The following is a 25,158-nucleotide window of genomic DNA, read 5'->3' as shown; positions in this document are numbered from 1 at the left end:
CGAGAACTCGGTAGACTTCGCCCATGGACCTGAGCGGCATCGACTTCAGCTTTACAGCGGTATTAGCTGCCTTTCTTGTGCTTCTCGACTTCGCGATTCGGGTGCTGTCGCTCATCTACGTTCCTCGCAATCGCCGACCGCAAACCGCCATGGCGTGGCTGCTGGCTATCTTCTTCATTCCCTATGTCGGCATCCTGTTGTTCTTGATTTTCGGCAGCCGCAAGCTCCCCAAGGGGCGACGCGATAAGCAGTCCGAAATCAACCAGTTCATCCTCGAGTCCACGGAGGGCATGGACCAGGTCAAACAGGATCAACCATGGCCGCTCTGGCTTGCTCCCGTGGTGGAGCTCAATCGCACGCTTGGCGCGATGCCTCTCGTGGGCGGCAACTCTGCAACGCTCTACTCCGACTATCAAGAATCGTTGGAGGCGATGACTGCAGCGGTCAACGATGCCAACAACTACGTTCATGTTGAGTTCTACATTCTGAGTCTCGACCCCACCACTGCGCCATTCTTTGACGCGTTGGAAGCCGCCCACAACCGCGGTGTTCGGGTGCGCGTTCTGCTCGATCATCTGGCATCGCTTCGCGCTCCCGGATACCTCACCACCATCCGTCGCCTCAAGAAAATCGGATTGCAGTGGGAGGTCATGCTCCCCCTCCAGCCGCTCAAGTGGAAGTTCCAGCGCCCCGATCTGCGCAATCACCGCAAGCTGCTCGTCATCGACAACAAGCTTGCGTTCACGGGTTCTCAGAACATGGTCGATTCCACCTACAACAAGCGTGTGAACAAAAAGCGCGGGCTGCAGTGGAAAGACCTCATGGTGCGTTTTGAGGGACCGATCGTTGCGGGAATCCATGCACTCTTCATCACCGACTGGTACAGCGAAACGAACGAACTCTTAGTGCGTGAGGCGTCGCTGGCACCTCCCACCGCAACCACAACGAGCCTCGATGCTCAGGTTGTGCCGAGCGGCCCTGGCTTTGAGGGAGAGAACAACCTGCGGCTGTTCAACTCGTTGCTCTATGCCGCTCAAGAGCGCGTGATCATCACGAGCCCGTACTTTGTGCCCGACGATTCGATGCTCTACGCCATCACTACTGCCGCGCAGAGCGGTCTCGATGTGCAGCTCTTCGTCTCGGAGGTGGGCGACCAGGCTTTGGTTTATCACGCGCAACGCAGCTACTACGAGACGCTGCTTCGTGCCGGGGTAAGAATCTGGCTCTACCCCACCCCAACGGTGCTGCACGCCAAGCACTTCACCATCGACGATCAAGTCGCGGTGATTGGCTCGAGCAACATGGACATGCGCTCGTTCAGCCTCAACCTTGAAATCTCGGTGATGGTTCGCGGGCCGGAGTTCATCGCTGAGATGCGCGAGCTCGAGTCCGAGTATCGCGGTGTCAGCCGCGAACTCACCCTTGAGGAGTGGATGGAACGACCACGACGGTCAAAGGTGCTCGATAACCTCGCGCGGCTCACCGCCGCCGTTCAGTAACGACAGCGGCACGTCGCGCCGCATTCGGCTTTCCGTGGGCGATCGGCCTTGAACTGCTATTCCGAGTCAGTGGCTCTGGATGCCGCAATCATCTCGTCGCGGTCGACGAGCTTGATGCGCGCGCGGCCCTCAGGCTCACCGAGAGCGATCTCGTGGGCATCCAGCGATTGCCACCCCTGCAGGTTCGTGTACTCGACACCACGGCTCGTGAGGAGGTCGATGACCGACTGCTCATCGGGATGCTCGGGAGCCCACCAGTTGGCCTGATCATTCATGACGTGGCTGATGGTTTCCATCGCGTCAGACTTGGTGTGGCCGATGAGACCGACTGGCCCACGCTTGATCCACCCGGTCGCATAAACGCCATTGACCTGTTCGTCGTTGTCGTCGATGACTTGACCCTCACGGTTGGGGATCACACCACGGCGGTCGTCGAACGGGATGCCGTCGAGCGGCGATCCAAAGTAGCCAACAGCGCGATACAGGCTCTGAACCGCAACCTCACGGAACTCGCCGGTGCCGACCACTCCGCCTTCACCATCGGGCTTCGTACGTTCGTAACGGAAGCCTTCAACGCGATCGGTGCCGAGCACCTCAACGGGGCCAGCATAGAAGTGCAAGTGCAAGCGGCGGGATGCCGTGCCCTTTTCTTCGCCACGCCACTTCGTGAAGATGCGGTCGAGCACCATGATCTGTTTGTTGGATTCGATGGCCGCTTTCGAGGCAGCGTCGTAGTCGAAGTCTTCTTCGTAGACGACGAGGTCGACGTCGTTGAGTTCGCCGAGTTCGCGCAGTTCGAGCGGCGTGAACTTCACTTGCATCGGTCCACGGCGGCCGAAGACGTGCACGTCGGTCACGGGGCTCGATTTAAGGCCCTCGTAGACGTTGGCGGGGATCTCTGTCGGCAGCAGGTCATCCGGGTGCTTAGCGAGCATTCTGGCGACGTCAAGGGCGACGTTTCCATTGCCGATGACGGCGGTCTCTTTCGCGTCGAGGGTCCACTCGCGCGGAACGTCGGGGTGACCGTCGTACCAGCTGACGAAGTCGGCGGCACCGTGGCTACCTGGCAGCTCGATTCCGGGAATCGGCAGCGGGGCATCCCGCACAGCACCGGTGGAGAAGATCACGGCGTTGTAGTGCTTCTTGAGGTCGTCGAGCGTGATGTCGCGACCGTACGTGACATTGCCGAAGAGGCGGATGTTGCCGGTGTCGAGCACGTCGCGCAGCGCATTCACGATGCCTTTAATGCGCGGATGATCGGGCGCAACACCGTAGCGAACAAGACCGTACGGTGCCGGCAGTTGCTCGAACAGGTCGATCGACACTTCGAACTGTCGCTCCGCCTTCAGCAGGATGTCGGCAGCATAGATTCCGGCGGGGCCAGCACCAACAATGGCGAGTCGCAGTTTGCTCATCAGTTGTCGTTTCCGTTCATCTCGGGGCGCCCGGGGCGCGGGCGAGTATGGAGTAGTTAGTTCGAGCGTTCGACGACGTTTTCGGCGAAGCGCGTGAGTGCCTTCTTGACGGGACCATCGGGCAGCGGCGCAAGAGCGTCAACAGCTTCGCGACCCCAACGACGGGCTTCGTCCAACGTTTTCTTCGTGACGGGATGCTGGCGGAGCTCGGTCACGGCAGCATCGAGAGCTTCGTCGTCGCCTTCACCATAGAAGTTGGCATTCACGTCGCGCTCAATGCGGGTCAACAACTCGGCAGCATCGCTGTTGGTGACGGCGAGCTCGCGCAAGTACAGCAGCGGCAGCGTGGCAACGCCACTGCGCAGATCGGTTCCCGCCTGCTTGCCCGTCTTGCCGGTCTCATCAGACAGATCAATCACGTCATCGATGAGCTGGAAGGCGATGCCGACCTTTTCGCCGAACTCGCGAACCGGCTTCGTGTACTCCACCGGCGCATTCGAGAACATCACGCCAACCTCGGCGGCGGTCGCAATGAGCGACCCCGTCTTGTCGGCCAGTACCTGCAAGTAGTGCTCAACAGGGTTCTCGCCCGGCTTCGGGCCCAGAGTTTCGTGCAATTGGCCGAGGCACAACCGTTCGAACGTGTTCGCTTGCAACATCAGGGCCTCTTCGCCGAGACCCGCGACAAGCTTGCTCGCCCGCGCGAACAACAGGTCGCCCGTGAGGATCGCGACCGAGTTGCCCCACACGTTTTGCGCGCTCGGAACTCCACGGCGCAACTGCGCTTCGTCCATGACATCGTCGTGGTAGAGCGACGCGAGGTGAGTGATCTCTACGGCTTGAGCCGCCGTCACCACCTCAGCGTTATTGCCCTCACCGAGCTGAGCCGTGAGCAGTGCAAGCACCGGACGCACGCGCTTGCCGCCCGCTTCGAGCAAGTAGCGACTCGTGGCATCCGCAACGTCGTCAGCGAAGGCCATGTGGGCCAAGAGGCCGGCCTCGACCTGGTCGAGACCTTCCTCAATCGCGGCAGCAAAACGACGCTCATCGCTTGAGGCAAAGAGCTTCTCGCCCAAGCCCAGTGAGGAGCTCAGGGTGTTGCTGCGGCGAGCAGACGGAACACTCGGGTTCACTATCAACCGGTTTCTTTTGCGAAGCGCTACGGCTTCGGTGTGCTGTCAGAAGAGGTCTTGGGCGTCTTGGGCATAGTGATCGTCTTGATCGGACGAGTGGCATTGCCCTTGCGCTTAGCGACGGAGGCCAGCACTGTTTCATCAACAGGCTTGTGGCCACGGTGCATGGCAACGATGCCTGCGGTGAGATTGCGGTACGCGACGCGAGTGAACCCGGCAGCCCGAATCCACTGGCTGAGTTCGCCCTGGTCTGGCCACTCGCGAATCGACTCGGCGAGGTAGGTGTATGCCTCAGGGTTCGAGCTTGAACGATCAGCAATGATCGGCATGACACGGTTCAAGTAGGTGAAGTATCCGGCACGAACAATCGCGACGGGAGGCTTGGAGAACTCGGTGATCACCAGACGGCCACCCGGCTTAAGAACGCGGTACATCTCCGACAGCGCTGCGCGCGGATCGTTGATGTTGCGCAGACCGAAGCTGATCGTGACGGCGTCGAACTCATTGTCGCCAAACGGCAACTGCTGAGCGTCGCCCTGAATGAACTCGATCTTCTTGTGACGCTTGCGGGCCTGTTCGACCATCCCGGTCGAAAAATCGAGACCGACAACGCGGGCACCGTTGCGGTGCAAAGCTGCCGAGCTTGTGCCCGTGCCAGCCGCAATATCGAGGATGCGTTCGCCCGCTTCTGGGGCCACCGCTCGCACTGTTGCAGCGCGCCACAGCACCGCATTGCCGGCGGAAAGGACGTTATTTGTGCGGTCGTAGTGTTTTGCGACACCATCGAACATTCCGGCTACGTCTTCCGGTCGCTTGTTCATGTCAGCCTTACCCACATCACTAGTCTAGGGCGCTCAGAGCGGATGCTCACTTTCCTGCCCGCAACTGACAGGTACTCTGATACTTGGGAGACATTGTTGGGGCAAAAGCCGTCCGGTCACGGGCAGAATCGGAGAAGGTGCCATGGCTAGCACCCATGCCGTCCTGAGCAGTGTTACGCGCCCAACCGCAGCCGTCGATCGACTACTCGACTGGATCACCCCGCAGCATCCTCTCGGCTTCATTCGCGACGGCGAAGGCCTTGTTGGTATTGGCGAATTGCTGCGACTCGAGTTCCGAGGTGCCACCCGATTCACCGACGCCGCGGCCGCCTGGAACGAACTCTCGCGCACCGCAATCATCCACGACAGCGTGAAGCGCGCTGGCACCGGCCTGATCGCCCTCGGCAGCTTCGCGTTCGCCGATTCTTCGGATGCCGTGAGTGTGCTGATCGTTCCCCGCATTGTTGTCGGGAGCCGCGACGGCATCCAGTGGGTCACCACCATTACCGCCGGAGAAGCCAGCGGCCTGCCTGTCACCTCCGATGGCCTTCCCGCTGACCCTCGAGAAGCCGCCGGGGACCCCGTGCACATCGTTTTCACCCCCGGTGAGATGAGCGCAAAAGGCTTCACCAAGACCGTCAAAGCGGCCCTGCGCGAAATCTCCCACGGTGCGGCAGCCAAGATCGTTATCGCGCGGGACCAACACGCTGACCTGCCCGAGAACGCCGATCTGCGCATCCCCCTCAGCGCCCTTGCTGCGCGCTACCCCGACACCTTTACGTTTGCCGTCGACGGCCTCATCGGATCGAGCCCCGAAACGCTCGTGCGAGTGCACAACGGTGCCGTCAGCGCCCGCGTGCTTGCCGGCAGTGCCGCGCGCGGCGGAGACCGCATCTCCGACGGGCGAGCCGCCGGAAGCCTCATGAACTCCCCCAAAGATCAGAAAGAACATGCGCTCGCGCTTGCCAGCGTCATGGATGCCCTCGCACCGCTCAGCAGTGAACTGCATGCGGCATCCGCACCCTTCACGCTTCAGCTGCCCAACCTGTGGCACCTCGCGACTGACATCGATGGCCGGCTCCGGGAGCACGCGAGTGCGCTCGACCTGATCGAGATTCTGCATCCGACCGCGGCCGTCGCAGGCACCCCAACGCCCGATGCCATCCGCATCATCGATGAACTCGAAGGCTTCGATCGCGGACGCTACGCCGGCCCGGTTGGCTGGGTGGATGCCCACGGCAACGGCGAATGGGCTGTTGCGTTGCGCTGCGCCCAAGTGACCGGCACGCGCATCACGGCCTACGCCGGAGCGGGAATCGTGGCGGGCTCTGACGCCAAGAAGGAACTCGCCGAGACCGAACTGAAGTTCCGCCCCATCGTCGAAGCTTTCGGGTAGCGACGAGGGCAAGCCGCCGCTGCCGCCTCCTCTGTTGCCGTCGCCGGCAGCTAGGGCGCGATCTCGCGCAGTAGTTCTTCCACACGTGCGCGGATCTCATCGCGCACCCGTCGAACTCCGTCGATGTCGAGGTCGGCAGGGTCAGTGAGCTGCCAATCGAGGTAGCGCTTGCCCGGGTAAATCGGGCAGGCGTCGCCGCAGCCCATCGTGATCACGGCATCCGCAGCACGCACGACGTCGTCGGTGAGCGGTTTGGGAAAGTCGTCGGTGAGGGCGATGCCCTCTTCTGCCATCGCATCGACGACGAGAGACAGGATGCTGGCGCCCGGCTCTGATCCGGCGGAGCGCACGTGAACGCGCCCCTTGCCGAGCTCGCGAAGCCACGCTGCGGCCATCTGCGAGCGCCCGGAGTTCTGCACACAGACAAAGAGCACCTCAGGCACCGTCTTCGGAATCACGCCCTTCGCCTGAGCGAGAGCAGCGAGGCGGTCGTGCGCAAAGCGGTAGGCGAGGCTCGCTAGGTGCGTCGAAACTTTCGCGGTGCGCGCGAGCGCAGCGTAGGACTCGAAGAGAACTCGCTCGATGGTTTCCTCGCTCACGAGGCCGTCGTACTGCACCGCAAGACGTTCAGCGCCGCGGCGAAGAACGTCGTTGGGGTCAGTAAGCGGCAGTTGACCAGAAGATGGGGTGCGCATGATTCCTCGTTTCGCTTGAACACTCAAAGCATAGATGAACGTCTATGTATTTTCGAGTGTTAGCGAGCAGATTCATTTTCCGTTCACGAACGGCCAGCCCGCACCAGCCGACTAGCTGTTCGCGAGTCGCACTTTCTCAGCCTCGACGTCGTAGTCGGCGCTCGGCCACTGCAGGTCAAGGCTCTCCAACGCTTCGAGCAGAAGCTGCTGAACAGCCCAGCGCGCGTACCACTTGTGGTTCGCCGGAATCACGTACCAGGGAGCGTTCTCGGTCGTCGTGCGGCGCAGCGCGATCTCATAAGCCTCTTGATAGTCATCCCACAGCAGTCGCTCGTCGACATCGCCCGGGTTGTACTTCCAGTGCTTCTCGGGGCGATCAAGTCGCTCTTGCAGGCGGTCTTTCTGCTCGTCAGCGCCGATGTGCAGCATGACCTTGATGATCGTCGTGCCCTGCGCGATCAATTCGTTTTCGAACTCCTGAATGATGCCGTAGCGCTCTTCGACCGTCTCAGGCGTCGAGAACCCCCGCACGCGGTGGATCAGCACGTCCTCATAGTGCGAGCGGTCAAAGACTCCGATGAAGCCGGGGCCTGGGAGCTCCTTGCGGATGCGCCACAAGAAGTCGTGTGACTTCTCCTCATCGGTCGGTGCCTTGAAGGCATGAATCTGCACGCCCTGCGGATCAACCCCGCCAATCACGTGCCGCAGGATGCCACCCTTGCCCGCGGTATCCATCGCCTGCAACACGAGCAAAACGCGGCGCTCGCCACCGAACTTGCTCTCGGCGAAGAGCCGCTCTTGAAGCGCAGCGAGACGTTCGCCGTTTTTCTCGAGAGCTTTTTCGGCATCCTTCTTGTTGCCATCGAACTCAGGAGTGGATGACGGATCGATGCTGGCAAGCTCGAAATCAGCGGTGACAGGCGTGAGTGTGCTCATGCCTCAAGGCTACTCGGCACGCTTCTCAGCGCTAGGGGTACCGGGCGCGACTGCGGCCACGGCATCGACACTAGCGGCCGAGCGGAACCTCGATGATGGTCGGCTCGGGGTGTGCAGACAATGCTTGATCGAGTTCTCCGCGCGTTGCCGCAGAAACATACCGCCAGCCGTACGCGACAGCGAGCGCCTCGATGGAAGCGTTCTGTTGCGTGAGCAGCACCCGGTCGAAACTGTCGCCAGCCTGGCTCGCCACCTCGAGGCCGTCGAAGATGGTGCCGCCGTTGTCGTTGCCGACAATCACTTGGATGCGCGGTCGAGGTTCGCCAACGCCAAACATCAGCGCGCCCACATCGTGGAAGATCGCAAGATCACCAAGAAGCACACGGGTGACTCCCTCGTTGCCAGCTTCGGCTTGGCTCGCGAGCGCGATTCCGAGAGCGGTCGAGATCGTGCCGTCAATACCGGCGAGGCCACGATTGGAGTGCACCGAAATCTTCTTGCCCGGCACCACACGATCGACCTCGCGGATCAGTCGTGACGCGCCAAGGACGAGACGATCGTGCGGCCACGTGGCACGCCAGACGGCTTCGGCGAGCATCCGCCGGTCAACGGGGGTGCGCACGATCGCGAGTTCCGACTTCGCGTGGGTTCCGGCATCCGCTTCGATGTCAGGGGCGATGCTCTCAGTTTCGAGCAACTGGCGGCTCGACATCACCCAGCGACCCAACCACGCGCGATCGGTGGCTTCGCCCGAGACCGAAACCTCATCGACAAAGAGGCGAACGCACCGACCAGGGTTGTAATCGTCGGCCGACGGATGCCGCACCACAATGGTTTGCACCCCACGACGCTGAATGAGCGCGGGAATCTCTCGGCTGAGAGTCGGATGCCCGAACACGATCACGCGTGCCACCCGGTCACCGAAGTTGGCGGCATTCAGCAGCTCGCGGTAGGCGACCACGAGGTTGGGCCCGAAATGGGCTCCACTCGCGACCTCCGCGATGAGCGGTGCGCCGAGCTCGCGGGCTACCTGCTCGGCGCGAGGGCCAGCGCCGGTGCCCGCAATAACGACGGTGGCGGGCGACGGTGAGATGGCGAGATTTGTGGGAGCGCCCGGCGACTGATGCGTGGTGGTTTCAATCACAGGATCGAGGTCGCTGAAGAGATCGGGAAAGACGGGCTCGCGGGTGCCCGCCGGTTCGGGGGCGACATCTCTGTCACCGGGTTCCCACACGAAGGGCGCAGACAGCGGATCATCGAAAGACAGATTGAGGTGAACGGGGCCATTGACCGCGGCGACAGCATCGCGAGCGAGTTGCGCTGCGGCATCCATCTCACCATCAGCGCCGGTCGGCGCTTCAACATCCCACGTCTGGTGCACCGCGGTGCCAAAAATACCCGGCTGCTGCGTGGTCTGGTTGGAGCCAATACCGCGCAAGGAGTCGGGGCGGTCGGCGCTAATGATGATCAGAGGAACTGCCGAGTGGTGCGCTTCAAGAACGGCAGGGTGCAGGTTGGCGACGGCGGTGCCAGAGGTGGTGACGACGAGCACGGGCGAGCCTGTTTCGACGGCAAGACCCAAGGCGAGGAAGGCACCAACGCGCTCATCGATGCGCACGCGCAACCGCAACAAGCCCTGCTTCTCGAATTCGGCAGCCGCCAGTGCGAGAGCCTGCGAGCGCGAGCCTGGGCTCAGCACAACGTCTCGAACGCCGAGACGAACGAACTCTTCGAGAAGGGCTACCGAGAAGTTGGTGGCTGGAGAGTTAGTTGGTCTTATCGTCATCGTCGAGATCTGCAAGTTCCTGTTCGAGGCGGCGAATGCGCTCATCTTGTTCTTCCTGACGGCGCATCTTGCGCAAGAAGTCAGGATCATCGTCGGGTGCAACAGTGCGCGTCTGGCCAGAATTGGCACTACGTGCCTTGCCGAGCATGAACCAGAGCACCACTCCGATAACCGGCAGCAGCAGGATCACGATGATCCACAACACCTTCGGCATAGCGCGAACCCGGCTGCGTTCGGTAAGGATTACATCCACAATGGAGAACACGTCTACCGCGACGATCGCGAAAGCGAGGACGACCAATAGGCGAGGCATGCCACCATTCTACCGCTCGCAGTCTGCACGCGGGTTGCGAGCCTAGACTGTTGCCGTGAAACCTTGGATCGCCTACTCTCTTCTCCGCGTCGGAGTCTTCGCCGCAGCCTTTACCGTGCTGATGATCGCGAACGTCGAGCCGTGGATCGCCGCCCTCATCGCCGCAATTCTGGGATTCGCCATTTCGTATGTGTTTTTCTCCAAGCTGCGGGATGCCGTGGCTCTCGACCTTGCTTCCCGTCGCGGACGCCCCGCCCACGATCCTGATCGTGACGCTGAGGATGCCGCCGCCGACTACGACGCTGCCGAAGCAGACGCTGAGGCAGACACGGAGTCCGAAACGGAAGCCAGCGCGTCACCCACCGAGCAGGGCACGACGCCTACGCCTCGCAACGATGCCTAGAACACGATCGCTGCCGCGAGCCCTAGCCCAAACAACAGGGCGGTAAGCCCGGTGAGGCGCAGCGCCAAGATCAGCTCGGCTGGCGTTTTTGCGGTGAGCACGATCACGCAGGCGGGCAGCGCCACGAGCAGTACGAAGTTCACCAAGTAGGCGTTGAAGTACAGCAACGAGTAGACGCCCAAGATGCCGAACGGCACGAGCATCGCTACGACGTAGAAGATGCGCGATGGCAGGTTGCCCATCCGCACGGCCAGGGTGCGCTTTCCGGCGATCTTGTCTTGGGCGATATCGCGGATGTTGTTGACCATGAGCGTTGCAACGGCGAACAACCCGACAGCAACGGCTGCCAACCACGACTCAAGATTCACGGTGCCGGCGAGCACGAACGTGGTGCCGGCGGTCGCGACGAGGCCGAAGAAGATGAAGACGAACACTTCACCGAGGCCGAGGTAGCCGTAGGGGCGTTTGCCTCCCGTGTAGAAGTAGGCGGCGATGATGGCCGCAGCACCGACGGCGAGCATCCACCAGTGTCCGCTTCGCACGACGATGATGAGTCCGGCGATGGCGGCGATGCCAAACCAGACGAACGCGACAGTGATGACGGTGCGCGGGCGGGCAGCACCGGAGGCAGTGAGGCGACGAGGACCAACGCGGTGGTCATCCGTTCCCCGCACTCCGTCGGAGTAGTCGTTGGCGAAGTTGACGCCGATTTGGAGCGAGACCGCAACGATCAGGCAGAGCAGTGCGCGGGCCCAGTGCCAGCCGGCGCCATCTTCTTCGTGAGGAAGCACGTAGGCCGCCGCTGTACCCAGCGCAACGGGGGCAAAAGCCAAAGGCAACGTTTGGATGCGGGCACCGCTGATCCAATCGCGCGCGGTGGCTTTGGCAATCTTGGGTGCTTTCGGCGGTCGAGGACCTGGGCGTCCGCCCTTTTTCTTCGCCGCGGAGGCGGAAACGGTTGCGGGGTCGATGCGTTGCTTTTTAGGAGAGGCCACGGAGGGATTCTACTTAAGCACGACTGTGGCTAAGGCGAGTCTGTCGGGTTTGCCCGTCGACAGCAGCGGAATCTCATCGATCAGCATGATCCGCGCGGGCGCTGCCGCGGCCGAAGCCAGCTGGGCCGACACCGATTGACGCACCACGTCGAGGTCGATCGCCCGCGTCGTGATCACCACGGGGGCTTCACCCCACTCGGGGTGGGGAGCGGCGACAACGACAGCAGCATCCTGGCCGGGCAACGAGCGCACTGCGTTCTCAACCTCCGCGATCGAGACTTTCACTCCGCCGGAAATGATCATGTCATCGGCGCGACCGCGTACACGCAGCACGCCATCCACGAGTTCACCGACGTCGTCGGTGCGGTACCAGCGCACGCCATCCTGCATGCGGAAGGAGAAGGCACTGCGGCGTGGGTCGTCAAGGTATCCCTCGGCAAGCATGGGGCCAGATAGTTCAATGCGGTCATCCACGAGACGCACCTGGGCGGTGGGCAGCGGCTTGCCGTCCCAGACAGCGCCGCCGCCGGTTTCGCTCGACCCGTAGGTGGTCGATACGGCAAGACCGCGAGCGCGGGCCGTCGCCAATAACGCTACCGGGATCGACTGGCCGCCGACCAGAATCCGCTGGAAGGTGGAAAGCGCCGCAACGGCCTCTTCTGACTCGAGCAGTCGCGCCAGCTGCACGGGCACGAGCGACACAAAGCGCCGCTCCCCCGTGAGCTGCGCTGCTGCCTCGATAAACGTGGTGGCGCTAAAGTCTCGAGTCGCCATCATGACCGGCTCGGTGCCCGCACAGTGCGAACGCGCCAACACATTGATTCCGGCGATGTAGTGCGCAGGCACAGCAAGAAGCCACTGTCCCGGGCCACCCAGAAGCTCATCGGATGCCGCAGCACTCGCCTTCAGCGCGGCAGCACTCAGCATCACGCGCTTGGGTCGGCCGGTCGATCCGCTCGTTTCTACGATCACCGCAACGTTCGCGGGCACTGTTTCTGGCAGTCCAGAGGGGGAGGCCGGGTGCGGCAGAATCGCGGCTCCCGTTCCATCGAGTGCTGGCTTCAGCGCCGCCCACACTTTGCGGGGATCGCGCGCGTCAATTGACCAGAGTTCTCGTGTCATTGCTATGGCTCCGTTGCCTAGTATTGCCAGGGGAAAGGCGACCAATCGGGTTCGCGCTTCTGCAGGAATGAGTCGCGGCCTTCGACAGCTTCGTCGGTGCCGTAGGCGAGGCGGGTCGCTTCGCCAGCGAAAACTTGCTGGCCAACAAGGCCATCGTCAACCGCGTTGAGGGCGAACTTGACCATGCGGATCGCGGTCGGCGACTTCGTCATGATGGTTTGCGCCCACTCATAGGCGGTTGCTTCAAGTTCGGCGTGGGGCACGGCAGCGTTGATCGCTCCCGCGTCGAGGGCACGTTGCGCGTCGTACTCGCGGGCGAGGAAGAACACTTCACGCGCAAACTTTTGGCCGACTTGGCGAGCGAAGTAGGCGCTGCCGTAACCGGCGTCGAACGAACCGACGTCGACATCCGTCTGCTTGAAGCGGGCATGCTCGGCGCTGGCAATCGTCAGATCGCAGACGACGTGGAGCGAGTGGCCTCCGCCCGCTGCCCAACCGGGCACGACAGCGATAACGACCTTGGGCATGAAGCGGATGAGGCGCTGCACTTCGAGAATATGGAGGCGCCCCGCGGCGGCACGGCGCTTTCCTGCGGCAGCAGCAGCGTCTGCTTCAGTGAGCTGGGCATCAGCATTCGCAGCGGCAACACCGGCCGCCGTGGGGTTCGTAGCCCCCTCTTGGCCTTCGTACTCGTAACCGGCACGGCCACGGATGCGCTGATCGCCGCCCGAACAGAACGCCCAGCCGCCATCTTTCTCGCTCGGGCCGTTGCCGGTGAGAAGCACGACGCCGATGCGCGGATTCTGGCGAACGTCGTCCAGGGTTTGATACAGCTCGTCGACGGTGTGCGGCCGGAAGGCGTTGCGCACTTCGGGGCGATCGAACGCAATGCGCGCAATCGTGCCCGTCACATCGTGGTGGTACGTGATGTCGGTGAGGTCATCGAACCCGGCGACCGATCGCCACAACTTCTCGTCAAAAATTTCAGAAACAGGCACCATGGCTCCACCCTAACCATCGGGGTGCAGAGCGGGCTGATGCCGAACCGGGGATGTTCGGCTTTCGTTCGTCGCGACGAACCCTTTAGCTGCCGAAGAAGCGGAACACGTACAAAACGATGAGCGGGTTTGCGAGAACAGCGACGGCAAGCCCAAAGGCTGCCCAGCGGCGCTGCAGGCCGAAAATGAGACACAGCATGGCGGTAATTGCGGCCGAGATTGAGACCACGATTGCGGCATACGCCAGAGCGGTGCCGTTCGGGTAGTCCCCGCCAGCAGAGACGATCATCGCGATGATGAACAACACAAGCGTGGCGATGCCCAGTGCTGCGGCAATAAACCCCAGCCACCGCGGGCGTGATCGCCGCGCAACCGGACCCTCTTCGGCGTCGGGGGCTGGCTCCTGCTCGCCGTCGGTGGGCAGCTCAGTTTCTTCGTCGTCGACGACGCCCACGACGTAGTACGGTACGACTTTGGTCGCTACGCGCTCGATATCCCCCGGATTAGTCACGCAATTACCCTAACTGACAGAGGAACTTGTCAGACTGGGAACATGTTCCCTTCAGTGAACGACATTCTCGACACCGCGCACGTGGTGTCTCTGCCCATGACCTCACGCTTTCGCGGCATCGATCAGCGTGAAGCGCTCCTCTTTCGCGGCCCTCAGGGGTGGAGCGAGTTCTCACCATTCGTGGAATACGACGATGCCGAAGCGACCCCGTGGCTGCTGGCCGCAATTGACTACGCCTGGAATGAGATGCCGCCGCTCGTGCGCGACCGCATCTGGGTTAACGCCACCGTGCCCGCTGTTCCCGCCGACCTTGTCGAAGCGGTTCTCGAACGTTTCCATGGTTGCCGCACCGCCAAGATAAAGGTCGCCGAGCCCGATCAGACCCTTGAGGATGACATTGCTCGCGTCGCCGAAGTGCGTCGCGTCATGGGGCCGACCGGCCGCATCCGCATTGATGCCAACGGCGCGTGGACAGTCGATGAGGCCGAACGTGCCGTGCATGCCCTCGCCAAATTTGACCTCGAATATGTCGAGCAGCCATGCGCGACCGTCGACGAGCTGGGCGAGCTGCGCACCCGCATCGCGTACATGGGGATTCCTGTGGCGGCTGACGAGAGTGTGCGCAAAGCCGCCGACCCGCTTGCGGTTGCTCGGGCGGGTGCCGCCGACCTGCTCGTCATCAAAGCTCAGCCGCTGGGAGGCGTCTCTCGAGCCCTGACAATCGTGAAGGATGCCGGGCTGCCCGTCGTGGTCTCGAGCGCCCTGGAGACCTCCGTGGGGCTTGCGATGGGCGCGCATCTCGCCGCCGCCATCGACCCCCTCGACTACGACTGTGGACTTGCCACGGCATCCCTCCTGGCCGCCGATGTCACCGCCGCTCCCCTGCGCGCTCGCGACGGCCACCTCGAAGTGCGTCGCATCGAGGCCGATGAGGCGTTGCTCACGCGCTGGGCCGCAAACCCTGAACGCACGCAGTGGTGGCGCGATCGCGTCGTTCGCTGCCACGAACTAGGTAAAAACTACTCACCTCAGTAACGCGGACGCTCAGTAGGGTGGAATCACTGGTTGCCGCCACCGGCAAGCACATCCGAGGAGCAAGAATGAGTATTGAGTCGCGCCGTTTGCGTGCCGTAGCCGCCGTCAGCCTGCTCAGCCTCGCCACCCTCACGGCCTGCGCGTCACCGTCCGACGAGCCGACCGCGACCGATGCCGCAGTGGATGCCACGGCCCCCGAGGAAGTGGAAGAAGAAGCCGCCACCGGCCCCGAGTGCCTCATCGGCGACTGGTACATCGCCGAGGATCAGATGCAGCGCTTCTACTCCGCAGTCAGCGGCACCAACGAAGGACTCGACATCACGGTGGAGGGCGGCACCGGGCTCGCTTTCACCGCCACGAGCTACACCTACACTCCCGACTTTGCGATCCTGTTGCAGGTCGCAGGCACAGAAGGAACCGGCGCTATCACCGGCGGCATCAGCGGAGAGTACAGCGCCACCGAGACAGTGATTACGACCTCTCAAGAAGTGAGCGACATTGCCGTCACAGTGACCGTGTCTGGGGTCACGATGGATGGCGCCGACCTCACGAATAGTTTCCTATCCAGCGCGCCCATCAACTCGGCACCGTATGAATGCGGCGCCGAGGGTCCGCTGTTGCAGTTCAGCACCGGCGAGGGAAAGCCCACTGTGCCAATCCAGCTCACTGCAGCAGGCTAACGCGGCCCACCACACTGAGCCCTTGGGGGCTCTCCCCGATCAAACGCTGGGGTTCAGCTCGGTGCGGCCCCAGCGTTTTTCTTCCGCCATGACGTCGGCGCGCCCAGCCCTCTGGGCACGGCGAAACAGAGGCGCTGATGACGCGCCTCGCTGAGCCTGGTTCTACAGGCCTGAGTAGGAGTGAAGTCCCTTGAAGAAGAGGTTCACGACGGTGAAGTTGAAGATGATGGCGGCGAATCCCACTATGGCGAGCCACGCTGAACGCGAGCCGCGCCATCCGCGGGTTGCCCGGGCGTGAATGTAACCGGCATAGATGGTCCAGATGATGAACGTCCAGACTTCCTTGGTGTCCCAGCCCCAGTAACGGCCCCAGGCCCGCTCGGCCCAGACAGCTCCGGCGATGAGAGTGAAGGTCCACATGACGAAGCCAACGACCGTCAGTCGGTACGCAAGAGTTTCGAGACGGTCAGCGGCCGGCAGGGTGTCGAGAAAGCGCAGCTTGAGTGCCTTGCCCGCTTCGCGACGCGACTGCATGAGCTGCACAATCGAGAGCCCGGCGGCGAGGGCAAAGAACCCGGTGCTGAGGCTGGCGACGAAGACGTGGATGACCAGCCAGGCCGACTGCAACGCTGGCGGCAGCGGCACAACATCCACATAGAAGCTTGAGGTGCCGACGCCGAGCGCGAGCAATGCAAACCCGGTGATAAACGAGCCGAGGAAGCGCAAGTCTTGCCAGAACTGCACCAGTAAGAAGACGCCGACGATCAGGGCTGTTGCGGTGAGCGTGAACTCAAACATGTTCGCCCACGGAACGCGGCCAGCGGCAACTCCACGGAAAATGACGGCACTCACGTGCAGCACCCAGGCGATGACGGTCAGCGCCATGGCGATTCGCAACGACTTAGGCGAGTGCGCAACAGCAGCATCACCCGTTGAAGCGGGGCCCGCGGTCAGCGTTGCCGTACGGCCAGAACCCGCCGCCTGCAATACAGATGCCTGCTGGGCGGATGCCGTAGCCAACCCGGTTGCACTCGCTGCGGAAGCATCGCTCGACTCCGCCGAGCGGCGCGCCAAGTCGACGGCGAACATTACGAACGCAAAGGTATAGATCGCCATCGCTGAATAGACCGCAATCAGCGAATACGACACGAAGGTCTCAGTCACGATTCCACCCTAACTCTCAGTTGCTGGGAATGCTTATCGGCGAAGTCAGCGACCGCTGACTCGAGGTTGGGGTCGTCGCCGCGGGCTAGGGCGGCGTATTCAATCGTTGTCACACCCGACGGGTCGGTTGTGGCTGCTACCCACATGCGACGGCGCGGCACAAAGAGACTCGTGATGAGCCCGCCGAACAGCAACATCGAGAACAAGAGCACGGGCAGCTGCGACGGGTCATGGTGCACATCAATGGAGACGAATCGCGGGATGCTCGTCAACTCAACGCTGCCCAAACCGTCGGGCAGTTCAAGCCTGTCGCCGGGAGTGAGCCGCAAGGTTTCAGCTTCAGAGTTTCGACCCGCGATCTGATCGAGCGAGTCGGTGTTGAGCGAATAGGCATTGGTGCCCTGCCCGTTATCGAGGCCGAGGTCACCCTCGTACACCTCCAGTGTGAGCACGGGTGAGACCAGGTCGGGATACACGGAAGCAAGTGCGCCAGAGCTGAGGGTTCCCGTGGTCGGGTACAGGAACCCGAGCATCCCAATCTGCTGATCGAGTCCGTCTGGGACCTTAATGATGCAAGTGCTGCCGAGGTTGGCGTCGAACGGGAGGCACGGAGTGGGTTGCGACCAGATGACCTTGTCGTCCGCGTCACGCACCGTGATGATCGGGGCATAGCCGTTGCCGAGAAGATACAGATTGGTGCCGCTCAGGCTCAGAGGCGCGTTGACCTTGATCTGGGACTGCTGCGGTTCGCTGCCACGCACCGTGGTGGTGACATTCGCAGTGAAGTCAATCGCTTGACCGATCGCTTGTTGGTTCTCGATTTCGTAGACCGGCTCGAACGAGTCGAGCGCAACGGTGTACGGATCGAGCGAGTCATCCGTGAAGAAGCGCCCCGGGTTGAAGGAGTCGTAACTGGCGAGAGAGTTACTGAACGCATACCCCTCAACAACGACGCGCTGGCCCGTGTAGCCGAAGCCGCCGCCGATCCCCACCGTGACGAGCACGCCTACGAGCGCGGCGTGAAAGACGAGGTTTCCGGTCTCCCGCAGGTAGCCACGTTCGGCGCTGACCGAATCGCCATACAGTTCGGTGCGGTACCGCTGCGAGCGCAGCAGGCGGCGAGCCGAGTCGATCGTGGCTGTGGCATCCGCCTCGGTCGTGCGGGTCGTGAAGCCCTGCAACCGCGAAAGGCGGGCGGGGGTTTTGGGTGGGCGAGCGCGCAGCGCATCGAAGTGGTGTTTGGTGCGCGGCAGCACACAGCCGATGAGTGAAATGAAGAGCAGAAGATAAATCGACGAGAACCACACCGAGGAGTAGGTGTTGAAGACTTGGAAGAAGTCGAGCACCGCTGCAGTGTCGGGATAATTGTTGCGGTAGGCAATAACACCGTTGGGGTCGGATGTGATTTGCGGCACGAGAGAACCCGGAATCGCCGCCACGGCCAAGAGAAGCAGCAAGAACAGTGCGGTGCGCATGCTCGTGAGTTGGCGCCAGAAGAACCGCGCGTAGCCCACAAAGCCGAGCTTCGGCTGTTGGATCTTGCTTTCCGGCGCAGGCGTCGGCGCGTCCATGTGGTCGCTGGGACGCGTGGCATCCCCGCCAGTTACCGAATCGCCAGCTTCTGAATCAGAGGAGTGTGTCGAAGCCACCGATCACCGCCCCCAAACTTGTCACGATTGCACGCCACACACCGGTGACCATGAGTAGACCGATCAGCACGAGCAGCGCTCCGCCGATCAGATTAATAAGACGGATGTGGCGGCGCATCCACGCCACCGAACCGGTTGCCCAGTTGAGTCCAAGCGCCACCAAGAGGAACGGGATGCCGAGACCGAGGCTGTAGGCGATGCCGACGATGGCGGCACGGCCGGGGTCTCCACCATCCAGCACCATGCTTCCGACGGCGATGAGGGTGGGGCCTACGCAGGGCGTCCAGCCCAAGGCGAAGACAATGCCGAGCAACGGCGCGCCAGCAAGACCGGTCGCCACCTTGAACTTCGGCTTGATCGTGCGCTGGGCGAAGGTAACTTGCCCGATGAACACGACGCCCATCACGATCACGAGCGCCCCGGCAATGCGGGTGATCAGATCGAGCCACGGTCGCAGCAGAAGACCGGCCGTGCCAAACAGCACCGTGAAAGCCACGAAGACCACGGTGAACCCCAGGATGAAGAGACTCACGCCGAGAACAAGGCGCTTCGTGCTGCCCTTCTCTTCATTGCTCGTGAACCCGCCGATGTAGCCGAGGTAGCCGGGCACGAGAGGCAGTACACACGGTGAAGCGAACGAGACGAGGCCCGCGAGCAGCGCAATCGGAATCGCCAGAAGGAGGTTGCCGCCGAGAATGAGCTCCCCGACCGGGTTCGACACTACTGTTCCTCGGCGATGACGGAGTCGATCATCGCGGCGAGGATGCTCGGGTCACGCACGAGCCCGCTGATGCGAGCGGCCACTCGGCCCTCGCGGTCAACCACGAGCGTGGTCGGTACTGCGTTGGGAGGCACGGAGCCGGCGAACGCAAGCTGCACGGCCGCGGTTCTGGCATCCACAACCGACGCATACGGAATGCCGAACTCATCAGCGAAGGTGAGCGACGTTTCGGCCGTGTCGGACACGTTGACACCCAAGAACGGCACCTCGGGGTATTCCTCGCTCAGGGAGGCGAGGTCAGGCGCTTCGAGGCGGCACGGCGGGCAGCTCGAGTACCAGAAGTTCACGACGTAAACGGAGCCGACGAAGTCGTTGCTTGAGACGGCGTCGCCCGTGTCGAGGGTTGCGTCGTACGTGATGGGTTCATCGCGGCTGTCGGCCGGAATCTCAACGGTCGAACCGTCACCCGAGATGTAGCCCTCTTCTGACCCGTTCTCGTACTGCTGCGCGAGACTTTCAGTGGCGCCGGAGCACGACACGGTAAACAGAGCAAGGCTCGCCACAACAGCGGCGATGAGACGGCGATTCACACGGCTCCTAAATCGATGGATGCTGCCAGCAAGTCTCCCGCAGGTTCCTGATAGTCAACCTCGACGAAATGGTCTCCCTCGCGGGCGAGAGTCGTGATGCTCGACAGGGTGCAGCGGCGGTGGCGGGGGTCATGGGCGAGCCGCATTTTCTTCACGGAACGGGCGACAACAACGATGGGCAGCTGATGGCTGACCATGACGATTTCGCCGCCGTCGGCCGCGGACCATGCCTCGTCAATGGCAGCGAGCATCCGGGCTTCAATGCTCACGTACGCCTCACCCCAACTGGGCTTGAACGGATTGATCAGGTGCGGCCACGCGCGCGGCTGGCCGAGAACCTGTGGAAACCGCAGGCGACCGCCCTCGAACCAATTGGATGGTTCGATGATGCGCTCTTCGGTCGTGATGGGGAAGCCATAGCGCTCCGACCAGGGCTGCGCCGACTCTTGGGCGCGCTGCAGCGGGCTCGCGTAGAGGGCAGTGACCGGTCGATCAGCGAAGCTTGCGGCGGCGACATCCGCCATTTTATGACCGAGTTCACTGAGGTGATACCCGGGAAGACGGCCATAGAGAATGCGGTCAGGATTGTGCACTTCACCATGGCGGACAAGATGGATGAGGTCTGCTGGCACGGTATTCAGTCTACGTCGGCAGCCCTCCCGCACTTTCTCTCCCGTGATCCCTTGTAAACTCGGCGCTGTGACTACACGCACCCTCATTAAGAACCTGGCCGCCGCTAGCGATGGAGAGACCTCCGTTTCGGGTTGGGTCGACACTGTTCGAGATCAAAAGAAGGTGCAGTTCGTTGTGCTGCGCGACGAGTCGGGTGCGGTGCAGCTTGTTCACCCCCGCTCGTTCAACGAAGACGGCACCCCGGCAGAGGATCCCCTCGCCGAGATTATTTCCGGGCTCGCTCAGGGCACCTTCCTCACCGCAACCGGTGAGTTGAAGCACGACGAGCGCGTGAAACTCGGCGGCGTTGAGATCAAGCTTGCCGATATCGAGATCGCCGCCGAGGCCATCCCTGAGACGCCAATTGCAGAAGACACCAGTGTTGACAAGCGCATGGACTGGCGCTTCCTCGACCTTCGCGTACCGCGCAACAACCTGATCTTCCGCATCCAGACCACGCTTGAGCACGCCTGGCGCACCTACTGGGTTGAGAACGACTTCATCGAAATTCACACCCCCAAGCTCATGGCCAGCGCGAGCGAATCGAAGGCTGAGCTGTTTGAAGTCGACTACTTCGACACCAAGGCCTACCTCGCGCAGAGCCCCCAGTTCTTCAAGCAGATGGCTCAGTCCGCTGGCTTCGGCAAGATCTTCGAGATCGCACCGAGCTTCCGTGCCGACCCGAGCTTCACCTCGCGTCACGCCACCGAGTTCACGATGGTCGACAGCGAGATCAGCTGGATCTCCAGCCACGAAGACGTCATGAACCTGCACGAAGAGCTCATGGTTGCCGGCTTCCAGGCCGTCAAAGACAAGCACGGCGAAGAGATCGAGAAGCTATTCGGCATCGAGATGACGGTGCCGACTCGCCCCTTCCCCCGCATCCCGCTCGCCGAGGCTAAGCAGATCGTCAGCGACCGCGGCTACACGGTGCCGCGCGCCGACGCCGACATGGACCCTGAGGGCGAGCGCCAGATCGCCGCCTACGTGAAAGAAACTTTCGATCACGACTTCGTTTTCTTGACCGACTACGCCGCCAGCATCCGCCCGTTTTACCACATGCGTCACGCGGATGATGCAGGCCTCACGAACAGCTACGACCTCGTGTTCAACGGCGTCGAGATCTCCACTGGCGCCCAGCGCGAGCACCGCGTTGATGTGTTGGAGGCGCAGATCCGCGACAAGGGCATGGACCCTGCAGAGCTCGACTTCTATCTCGACTTCTTCCGCTACGGCGTACCGCCGCACGGAGGCTTCGGCATGGGCCTCGGTCGAGTCCTGATGCTGTTGCTCGGCCTTCCGAACTTGCGGGAAGCCACCTATCTTTTCCGGGGACCAACCCGCCTCACTCCGTAGCCGCCTTGTGGGGCTCGCGAGGGCCTCACAGTTCGACACACCGAACCCATAGCCAGCGCATAGCTCACTAAGGCAGGATGACCCCATGTCAAAGAAAATTGATTCCGCACTCAAAGATCTGAAGAAGGCACTCAACAAGCATGCTGAGGTCGTAGGCAGCAGTGCTGTCTCGCTGAAGAAGGCCCAGCGTGCGAGCGCCAAGGTAGCGGCAGCAGCAACGGCTTATGCCGAAGTAGTGCACTCCAAGAGTGGAATGGGCAACCCCTTCGACGACATGCTGCAGCCAGGACTCGACAGCGGAACGCTCGCGTCATTGGCTGCCGAGCGCGACTCCATCAAGGACCACATGACTGGTCCGATCGAAGTCAGCAAGTAGCAATCACAACGGTCGTGCTCGCGAGGATGCCCCGCGAGCACTGACACCCTGTTTTACGAAAGATCTTCGATGCTGGCCCCGCCGGCATTCTTGATGACGGACTCCACAGCACTCTTGGCTGATGCCTTCGCGACATAATTCTCACTCACCGCAAGAGTCTGGCCGTTGCTGGCAACGATGCGCCAAAAGAATGGCTGCGTCTCGCTCTTGCCTTTGACGATTTGAAACTTCATAGTTTCCTCTTTCGATCCTCGTTTCGGGACCACGCGAGAGCGCGGTAAGTGCCCCACATCCTAATGCGGAGGTATGAGCAGCCCGCAAGAGGCGGTGTCGCTCCCCGGTTTAGAGTTCGAAGTCGACGCAGGCGCGTTCGCGCGTGTTTGCTTTCACCACGGCGCCTGCTTCCACGTGCAGTGGATGAGTTCCGTAGGCCGCTAGGGCCTCAACCGAGGTGTGGTCAGACACGAGGATGACGTCCCAATTTCCGGCGACTGTTGCCACGTCCGGGCGCACTGTTAGCGCTTCGAGACCATCGATCTTGCCGACGAGAGGTTCGAGCGCCGCCGCCATGGCATCCGCAGCGATCTTCTGGTCTGCCGGATCTTCGGCGATGAGCTTCCACATAACAACGTGACGGATCATTCTGTTTCCTCCAGAAGGGCAGCGCTGAGGCGCTCGGGTTCGACACGCCAAATGGTGTGTACGCGGTCGTTGATGAGCACAACAGGAATCTCGTCCCAGTACTTCGCATTCAACTGCTCATCCTCGAGAATCGACTGCTCAGTGAGTTCGATCTCGATGGTTGAGGGCAGTGCCGCGATGACCTGATTGATCGTTTCGCGGGCATCGTCACAAAGATGACATCCCGGCTTGCCGATTAAAGTGAGACGTTTCGTGGGCACGACCCTAGAATAATGCGAATGCACGAGGTAACGTCGCCCCCACCCAGCCAGAACGCCGTTGTGGCTTTCTTTGACGTGGACAACACGCTCATGCGAGGGGCCAGTGCCTTCTATCTGAGCAAGGAAGCCTGGCGGCGTGGAATCGTGGGCTGGCGAGATATTGCTCGCTTTGCGTGGCACCAGTTTCGGTTCGTCGCTGTGGGAGAAAACCACAAACACATGACATCCGCGCGCGAGCGGGCGCTTGAGATCGTGGGCGGACATTCCCTGCAGACCCTCATTGAGCTGGCTGAGACCATCTATGAGCGTGACATTCTGCCCAACCTGTGGCCCGAAACCGTCGACTTGGCCAAAGAGCACCTCGCGAAGGGCCACGAAGTGTGGCTCATCACTGCGACGCCACAGTTCGTGGCACAAGTGATTGCCGAACGACTCGGCCTCACCGGGGCCCTCGGCACCCGCGTGCGCGCCGAAGACGGCTTTCTCACGGGAGAACTCGACGGGCACGTGCTTCACGGCCCAGAAAAGGCTGCCGTCGCCACAGAGCTAGCTGGGCGACTGGGCGCCGACCTCGCTGACTGCTGGGCGTACTCCGATTCCAGCAACGACATCCCTCTACTGAGCGCAGTGGGTAATCGTGTTGCCGTGAACGCGGATGTGAAACTCACGCACTATGCCCAAAAAATGGGTTGGCCAGTATTACCGCTGAGCCGCGCCGGCCTCAAAGAAGCCCGGCGCCGCGTGAAGCGGCAAGCCAAGATCGTGCGCAAAGACGCTCGTTAACGCCGAACACCCGATCGTTCAGATGAACGTTCGGGTGTTCGAGTTATGACCGTCTCGAAAGACGGCCGCTAGTCATTGGGACTAGTTACTTCTTGTTGCGACGCTGGTGGCGTGTCTTACGAAGCAGCTTGCGGTGCTTCTTCTTTGCCATACGCTTGCGACGCTTTTTGATGACTGAACCCATAGGAACCTCACTGATTTCTGAACGAACCGACCCGGTCCGATTCAGAACCGCGGAAAGACATACCGGAAGAGTTTACCGCACCGGGCGGGTTTAAAAGTCTCGATGAACTGGGAATGAACCCTCAGCGACGATTCGCCGCTATCCAACCTCGGAGATTGGGGGCGCAACGGCGCTCGCTACAGCCGATTCCGGGATGCGGAATGAGCGACCAAAACGAACAGCCGGGAGTTCACCGGAGTGAACGAGACGATACACGGTCATGTTTGAGACGCGCATCATGTCCGCCACCTCAGCGACGGTGAGAAAGCGCATCTCAGATAGATCCCGTGACATCGGACCAGCCCCTTTAGTTTCACCAACTGCAGAACGCACAAAGCGACTGCACAAAGCACCCAGCATGTGACTGAAGTGCTAATCGGTAACAATAGGGGCTGGTGTGACTCGCTGTCCACCCCTAAACGCGCTCCCCCGGCGCGCCTCGCGCTTAATCCTTGCGGAAGATGCGAGAGCGCACGGTGCCCGGGAGGTGCTTTGCAGCCTCCGCAACATCGTGAAGTGCGGTGCGAGCTTGGTAAGCACGATCGGCGACTTGGCGACCCAAGTTGTCTCCGACATCCGCTCCCGACCAGGCCGAGAAAGCGCCGGTCGACGCGAGCAGCTCTTCATCGAAGTCTTCCTGGAAGTCCGCACTCAAGAACGGAATCAGCCAGTCTTCAACCTCTTCAAGAGGAGAAGAGTCGAGACGGTAATAGCGGTGCTGGCCGTCTTCACGCACCGACACCAACCCGTGATCGCGCAGCACCTTGAGGTGCTTAGAGACGGTCGGCTGACTCAAATCGAGCTTCTCGACAATCTCACTTACGCTCAGCTCGCCACTCGGAGAATCCGAGGCGATGTACTGCTCAAGCAGCACGGTCAGAAGGCTACGCCGAGTTGAATCGGCTACTACGTCAAAGATGTCGGCCATTGCAATAGGGTACCGGGGGTTTCTGAGGAGTACCATGGCCTCCTGTGCGTGGGGAG

At 61.8% G+C, this 25,158-nt stretch carries 30 protein-coding genes; 8 read left to right on the top strand and 22 right to left on the bottom strand.

Translation table 11 applies throughout. The annotated features are described in order from the left end of the window. Positions 1-23 precede the first annotated feature (23 nt). Positions 24-1,499 (top strand): cardiolipin synthase, encoded by a 1,476-nt coding sequence (gene cls / locus ACWFSR_RS01730; protein WP_447522909.1) that lies wholly within the window; start codon positions 24-26, stop codon positions 1,497-1,499. Between the two features lie 56 nt (positions 1,500-1,555). Here cls and ACWFSR_RS01725 read toward each other — a convergent pair whose 3' ends face one another. From ACWFSR_RS01725 to ubiE, 3 genes are read right to left on the bottom strand one after another with little or no spacing between them, the layout of a single operon-like run. Continuing rightward, complete coding sequence (locus ACWFSR_RS01725; RefSeq protein WP_447522908.1) at positions 1,556-2,914, bottom strand: FAD-dependent oxidoreductase; 1,359 nt, start codon at positions 2,912-2,914, stop codon at positions 1,556-1,558. Between the two features lie 56 nt (positions 2,915-2,970). After that, positions 2,971-4,047 (bottom strand): polyprenyl synthetase family protein, encoded by a 1,077-nt coding sequence (locus ACWFSR_RS01720; RefSeq protein ID WP_447522907.1) that lies wholly within the window; start codon positions 4,045-4,047, stop codon positions 2,971-2,973. Between the two features lie 26 nt (positions 4,048-4,073). Next, a complete protein-coding gene (ubiE, locus tag ACWFSR_RS01715; protein WP_307783970.1) occupies positions 4,074-4,883 on the bottom strand; it encodes a bifunctional demethylmenaquinone methyltransferase/2-methoxy-6-polyprenyl-1,4-benzoquinol methylase UbiE in 810 nt (269 codons plus the stop codon). A 127-nt stretch (positions 4,884-5,010) separates the two neighbouring features. Between ubiE and ACWFSR_RS01710 the strand changes: the two genes are divergently transcribed. Further along, positions 5,011-6,264: an isochorismate synthase gene (locus ACWFSR_RS01710; RefSeq protein ID WP_197108270.1), complete on the top strand. Its 1,254-nt coding sequence runs from the start codon at positions 5,011-5,013 to the stop codon at positions 6,262-6,264. A gap of 50 nt (positions 6,265-6,314) precedes the next feature. Here ACWFSR_RS01710 and ACWFSR_RS01705 read toward each other — a convergent pair whose 3' ends face one another. The 4 genes from ACWFSR_RS01705 to ACWFSR_RS01690 all read right to left on the bottom strand — a co-directional run bounded on the left by ACWFSR_RS01705 (position 6,315) and on the right by ACWFSR_RS01690 (position 9,994). Further along, the gene (locus ACWFSR_RS01705) at positions 6,315-6,959 is read right to left on the bottom strand and encodes an arsenate reductase ArsC (RefSeq protein WP_197108272.1); all 645 of its coding nucleotides are present in this window, start codon (positions 6,957-6,959) and stop codon (positions 6,315-6,317) included. Positions 6,960-7,070: 111 nt separating this feature from the next. Continuing rightward, positions 7,071-7,895 carry a polyphosphate kinase 2 family protein gene (locus tag ACWFSR_RS01700; RefSeq protein ID WP_197108274.1) on the bottom strand — a complete coding sequence of 275 codons (825 nt, stop codon included), beginning with the start codon at positions 7,893-7,895 and terminating at the stop codon, positions 7,071-7,073. Between the two features lie 70 nt (positions 7,896-7,965). Next, positions 7,966-9,681, bottom strand: coding sequence for a 2-succinyl-5-enolpyruvyl-6-hydroxy-3-cyclohexene-1-carboxylic-acid synthase (menD, locus tag ACWFSR_RS01695; RefSeq protein WP_197108276.1), 1,716 nt, complete (start codon positions 9,679-9,681; stop codon positions 7,966-7,968). After that, positions 9,662-9,994: a PLD nuclease N-terminal domain-containing protein gene (locus ACWFSR_RS01690; RefSeq protein WP_197108278.1), complete on the bottom strand. Its 333-nt coding sequence runs from the start codon at positions 9,992-9,994 to the stop codon at positions 9,662-9,664. Before ACWFSR_RS01690 ends, menD begins: the two co-directional genes overlap by 20 nt. Before the next feature lie 55 nt (positions 9,995-10,049). On the opposite strand from ACWFSR_RS01690, the gene ACWFSR_RS01685 reads away from it, so the two are divergent. Further along, complete coding sequence (locus ACWFSR_RS01685; protein ID WP_447522906.1) at positions 10,050-10,397, top strand: DUF4229 domain-containing protein; 348 nt, start codon at positions 10,050-10,052, stop codon at positions 10,395-10,397. Here ACWFSR_RS01685 and ACWFSR_RS01680 read toward each other — a convergent pair. The 4 genes from ACWFSR_RS01680 to ACWFSR_RS01665 all read right to left on the bottom strand — a co-directional run bounded on the left by ACWFSR_RS01680 (position 10,394) and on the right by ACWFSR_RS01665 (position 14,023). Further along, positions 10,394-11,392 (bottom strand): 1,4-dihydroxy-2-naphthoate polyprenyltransferase, encoded by a 999-nt coding sequence (locus tag ACWFSR_RS01680; RefSeq protein WP_197110494.1) that lies wholly within the window; start codon positions 11,390-11,392, stop codon positions 10,394-10,396. The two genes, ACWFSR_RS01685 and ACWFSR_RS01680, sit on opposite strands and share 4 nt — an antisense overlap. A 9-nt stretch (positions 11,393-11,401) precedes the next feature. Further along, complete coding sequence (locus tag ACWFSR_RS01675; RefSeq protein WP_447522905.1) at positions 11,402-12,514, bottom strand: AMP-binding protein; 1,113 nt, start codon at positions 12,512-12,514, stop codon at positions 11,402-11,404. Between the two features lie 17 nt (positions 12,515-12,531). Further along, on the bottom strand, positions 12,532-13,515 hold the full coding sequence (locus ACWFSR_RS01670; RefSeq protein ID WP_447522904.1) for a 1,4-dihydroxy-2-naphthoyl-CoA synthase: 984 nt from the start codon (positions 13,513-13,515) through the stop codon (positions 12,532-12,534). Between the two features lie 82 nt (positions 13,516-13,597). Next, complete coding sequence (locus ACWFSR_RS01665; RefSeq protein WP_197110496.1) at positions 13,598-14,023, bottom strand: 1,4-dihydroxy-6-naphthoate synthase; 426 nt, start codon at positions 14,021-14,023, stop codon at positions 13,598-13,600. Positions 14,024-14,065: 42 nt separating this feature from the next. Here ACWFSR_RS01665 and ACWFSR_RS01660 point away from each other — a divergent pair, with 42 nt between their 5' ends. Together ACWFSR_RS01660 and ACWFSR_RS01655 are read left to right on the top strand one after the other, a co-directional pair. After that, positions 14,066-15,058, top strand: coding sequence for an o-succinylbenzoate synthase (locus ACWFSR_RS01660; protein ID WP_197110497.1), 993 nt, complete (start codon positions 14,066-14,068; stop codon positions 15,056-15,058). A gap of 65 nt (positions 15,059-15,123) precedes the next feature. Beyond that, on the top strand, positions 15,124-15,738 hold the full coding sequence (locus ACWFSR_RS01655; protein ID WP_447522903.1) for a hypothetical protein: 615 nt from the start codon (positions 15,124-15,126) through the stop codon (positions 15,736-15,738). 162 nt (positions 15,739-15,900) lie between these two features. On the opposite strand, the gene ccsB is transcribed toward ACWFSR_RS01655, so the two are convergent. Genes ccsB through ACWFSR_RS01630 form a run of 5 tightly spaced genes read right to left on the bottom strand, consistent with a single transcriptional unit; the run spans position 15,901 to position 20,494 of the window. Further along, a complete protein-coding gene (gene ccsB / locus ACWFSR_RS01650) occupies positions 15,901-16,902 on the bottom strand; it encodes a c-type cytochrome biogenesis protein CcsB (RefSeq protein WP_307784162.1) in 1,002 nt (333 codons plus the stop codon). Then, complete coding sequence (gene resB / locus ACWFSR_RS01645; RefSeq protein ID WP_447523432.1) at positions 16,899-18,473, bottom strand: cytochrome c biogenesis protein ResB; 1,575 nt, start codon at positions 18,471-18,473, stop codon at positions 16,899-16,901. Before resB ends, ccsB begins: the two co-directional genes overlap by 4 nt. 55 nt (positions 18,474-18,528) lie before the next feature. After that, the gene (locus ACWFSR_RS01640; RefSeq protein WP_197110499.1) at positions 18,529-19,272 is read right to left on the bottom strand and encodes a cytochrome c biogenesis CcdA family protein; all 744 of its coding nucleotides are present in this window, start codon (positions 19,270-19,272) and stop codon (positions 18,529-18,531) included. Continuing rightward, positions 19,272-19,862 (bottom strand): TlpA family protein disulfide reductase, encoded by a 591-nt coding sequence (locus tag ACWFSR_RS01635; protein WP_447522902.1) that lies wholly within the window; start codon positions 19,860-19,862, stop codon positions 19,272-19,274. The genes ACWFSR_RS01640 and ACWFSR_RS01635 overlap by 1 nt, the downstream gene beginning before the upstream one ends. Beyond that, positions 19,859-20,494, bottom strand: coding sequence for a histidine phosphatase family protein (locus tag ACWFSR_RS01630; RefSeq protein WP_447522901.1), 636 nt, complete (start codon positions 20,492-20,494; stop codon positions 19,859-19,861). The genes ACWFSR_RS01635 and ACWFSR_RS01630 overlap by 4 nt, the downstream gene beginning before the upstream one ends. A gap of 67 nt (positions 20,495-20,561) precedes the next feature. Between ACWFSR_RS01630 and aspS the strand changes: the two genes are divergently transcribed. Both aspS and ACWFSR_RS01620 read left to right on the top strand, forming a co-directional pair. After that, complete coding sequence (aspS, locus tag ACWFSR_RS01625; RefSeq protein WP_197108321.1) at positions 20,562-21,890, top strand: aspartate--tRNA(Asn) ligase; 1,329 nt, start codon at positions 20,562-20,564, stop codon at positions 21,888-21,890. 85 nt (positions 21,891-21,975) lie between these two features. Further along, positions 21,976-22,266 (top strand): hypothetical protein, encoded by a 291-nt coding sequence (locus ACWFSR_RS01620; protein ID WP_197108323.1) that lies wholly within the window; start codon positions 21,976-21,978, stop codon positions 22,264-22,266. Between the two features lie 53 nt (positions 22,267-22,319). Here the strand turns inward: ACWFSR_RS01620 and ACWFSR_RS01615 are convergent, their stop codons facing one another. The 3 genes from ACWFSR_RS01615 to ACWFSR_RS01605 all read right to left on the bottom strand — a co-directional run bounded on the left by ACWFSR_RS01615 (position 22,320) and on the right by ACWFSR_RS01605 (position 23,168). Beyond that, the gene (locus ACWFSR_RS01615) at positions 22,320-22,499 is read right to left on the bottom strand and encodes a YegP family protein (RefSeq protein ID WP_197108325.1); all 180 of its coding nucleotides are present in this window, start codon (positions 22,497-22,499) and stop codon (positions 22,320-22,322) included. 109 nt (positions 22,500-22,608) lie between these two features. Next, positions 22,609-22,908: a Dabb family protein gene (locus ACWFSR_RS01610; RefSeq protein ID WP_197108327.1), complete on the bottom strand. Its 300-nt coding sequence runs from the start codon at positions 22,906-22,908 to the stop codon at positions 22,609-22,611. Then, on the bottom strand, positions 22,905-23,168 hold the full coding sequence (locus ACWFSR_RS01605) for a glutaredoxin family protein (RefSeq protein WP_197108329.1): 264 nt from the start codon (positions 23,166-23,168) through the stop codon (positions 22,905-22,907). The genes ACWFSR_RS01610 and ACWFSR_RS01605 overlap by 4 nt, the downstream gene beginning before the upstream one ends. Before the next feature lie 18 nt (positions 23,169-23,186). On the opposite strand from ACWFSR_RS01605, the gene ACWFSR_RS01600 reads away from it, so the two are divergent. Then, complete coding sequence (locus ACWFSR_RS01600) at positions 23,187-23,951, top strand: HAD family hydrolase (RefSeq protein WP_447522900.1); 765 nt, start codon at positions 23,187-23,189, stop codon at positions 23,949-23,951. Positions 23,952-24,036: 85 nt separating this feature from the next. Here the strand turns inward: ACWFSR_RS01600 and ACWFSR_RS01595 are convergent, their stop codons facing one another. From ACWFSR_RS01595 to ACWFSR_RS01585, 3 genes are all read right to left on the bottom strand, one after another. Beyond that, a complete protein-coding gene (locus tag ACWFSR_RS01595) occupies positions 24,037-24,135 on the bottom strand; it encodes a 30S ribosomal protein bS22 (protein WP_003792170.1) in 99 nt (32 codons plus the stop codon). Between the two features lie 138 nt (positions 24,136-24,273). Beyond that, a complete protein-coding gene (locus ACWFSR_RS01590) occupies positions 24,274-24,468 on the bottom strand; it encodes a helix-turn-helix domain-containing protein (RefSeq protein ID WP_129072959.1) in 195 nt (64 codons plus the stop codon). A gap of 151 nt (positions 24,469-24,619) precedes the next feature. After that, positions 24,620-25,102 (bottom strand): ArsR/SmtB family transcription factor, encoded by a 483-nt coding sequence (locus ACWFSR_RS01585; protein ID WP_197108333.1) that lies wholly within the window; start codon positions 25,100-25,102, stop codon positions 24,620-24,622. Between the last annotated feature and the right edge of the window lie 56 nt (positions 25,103-25,158).

The organism is Salinibacterium sp. NYA9b (genome assembly GCF_976973725.1).
Note: the sequence above shows the minus strand (reverse complement) of the source record. Positions and strands in the feature narration are given on the sequence as shown.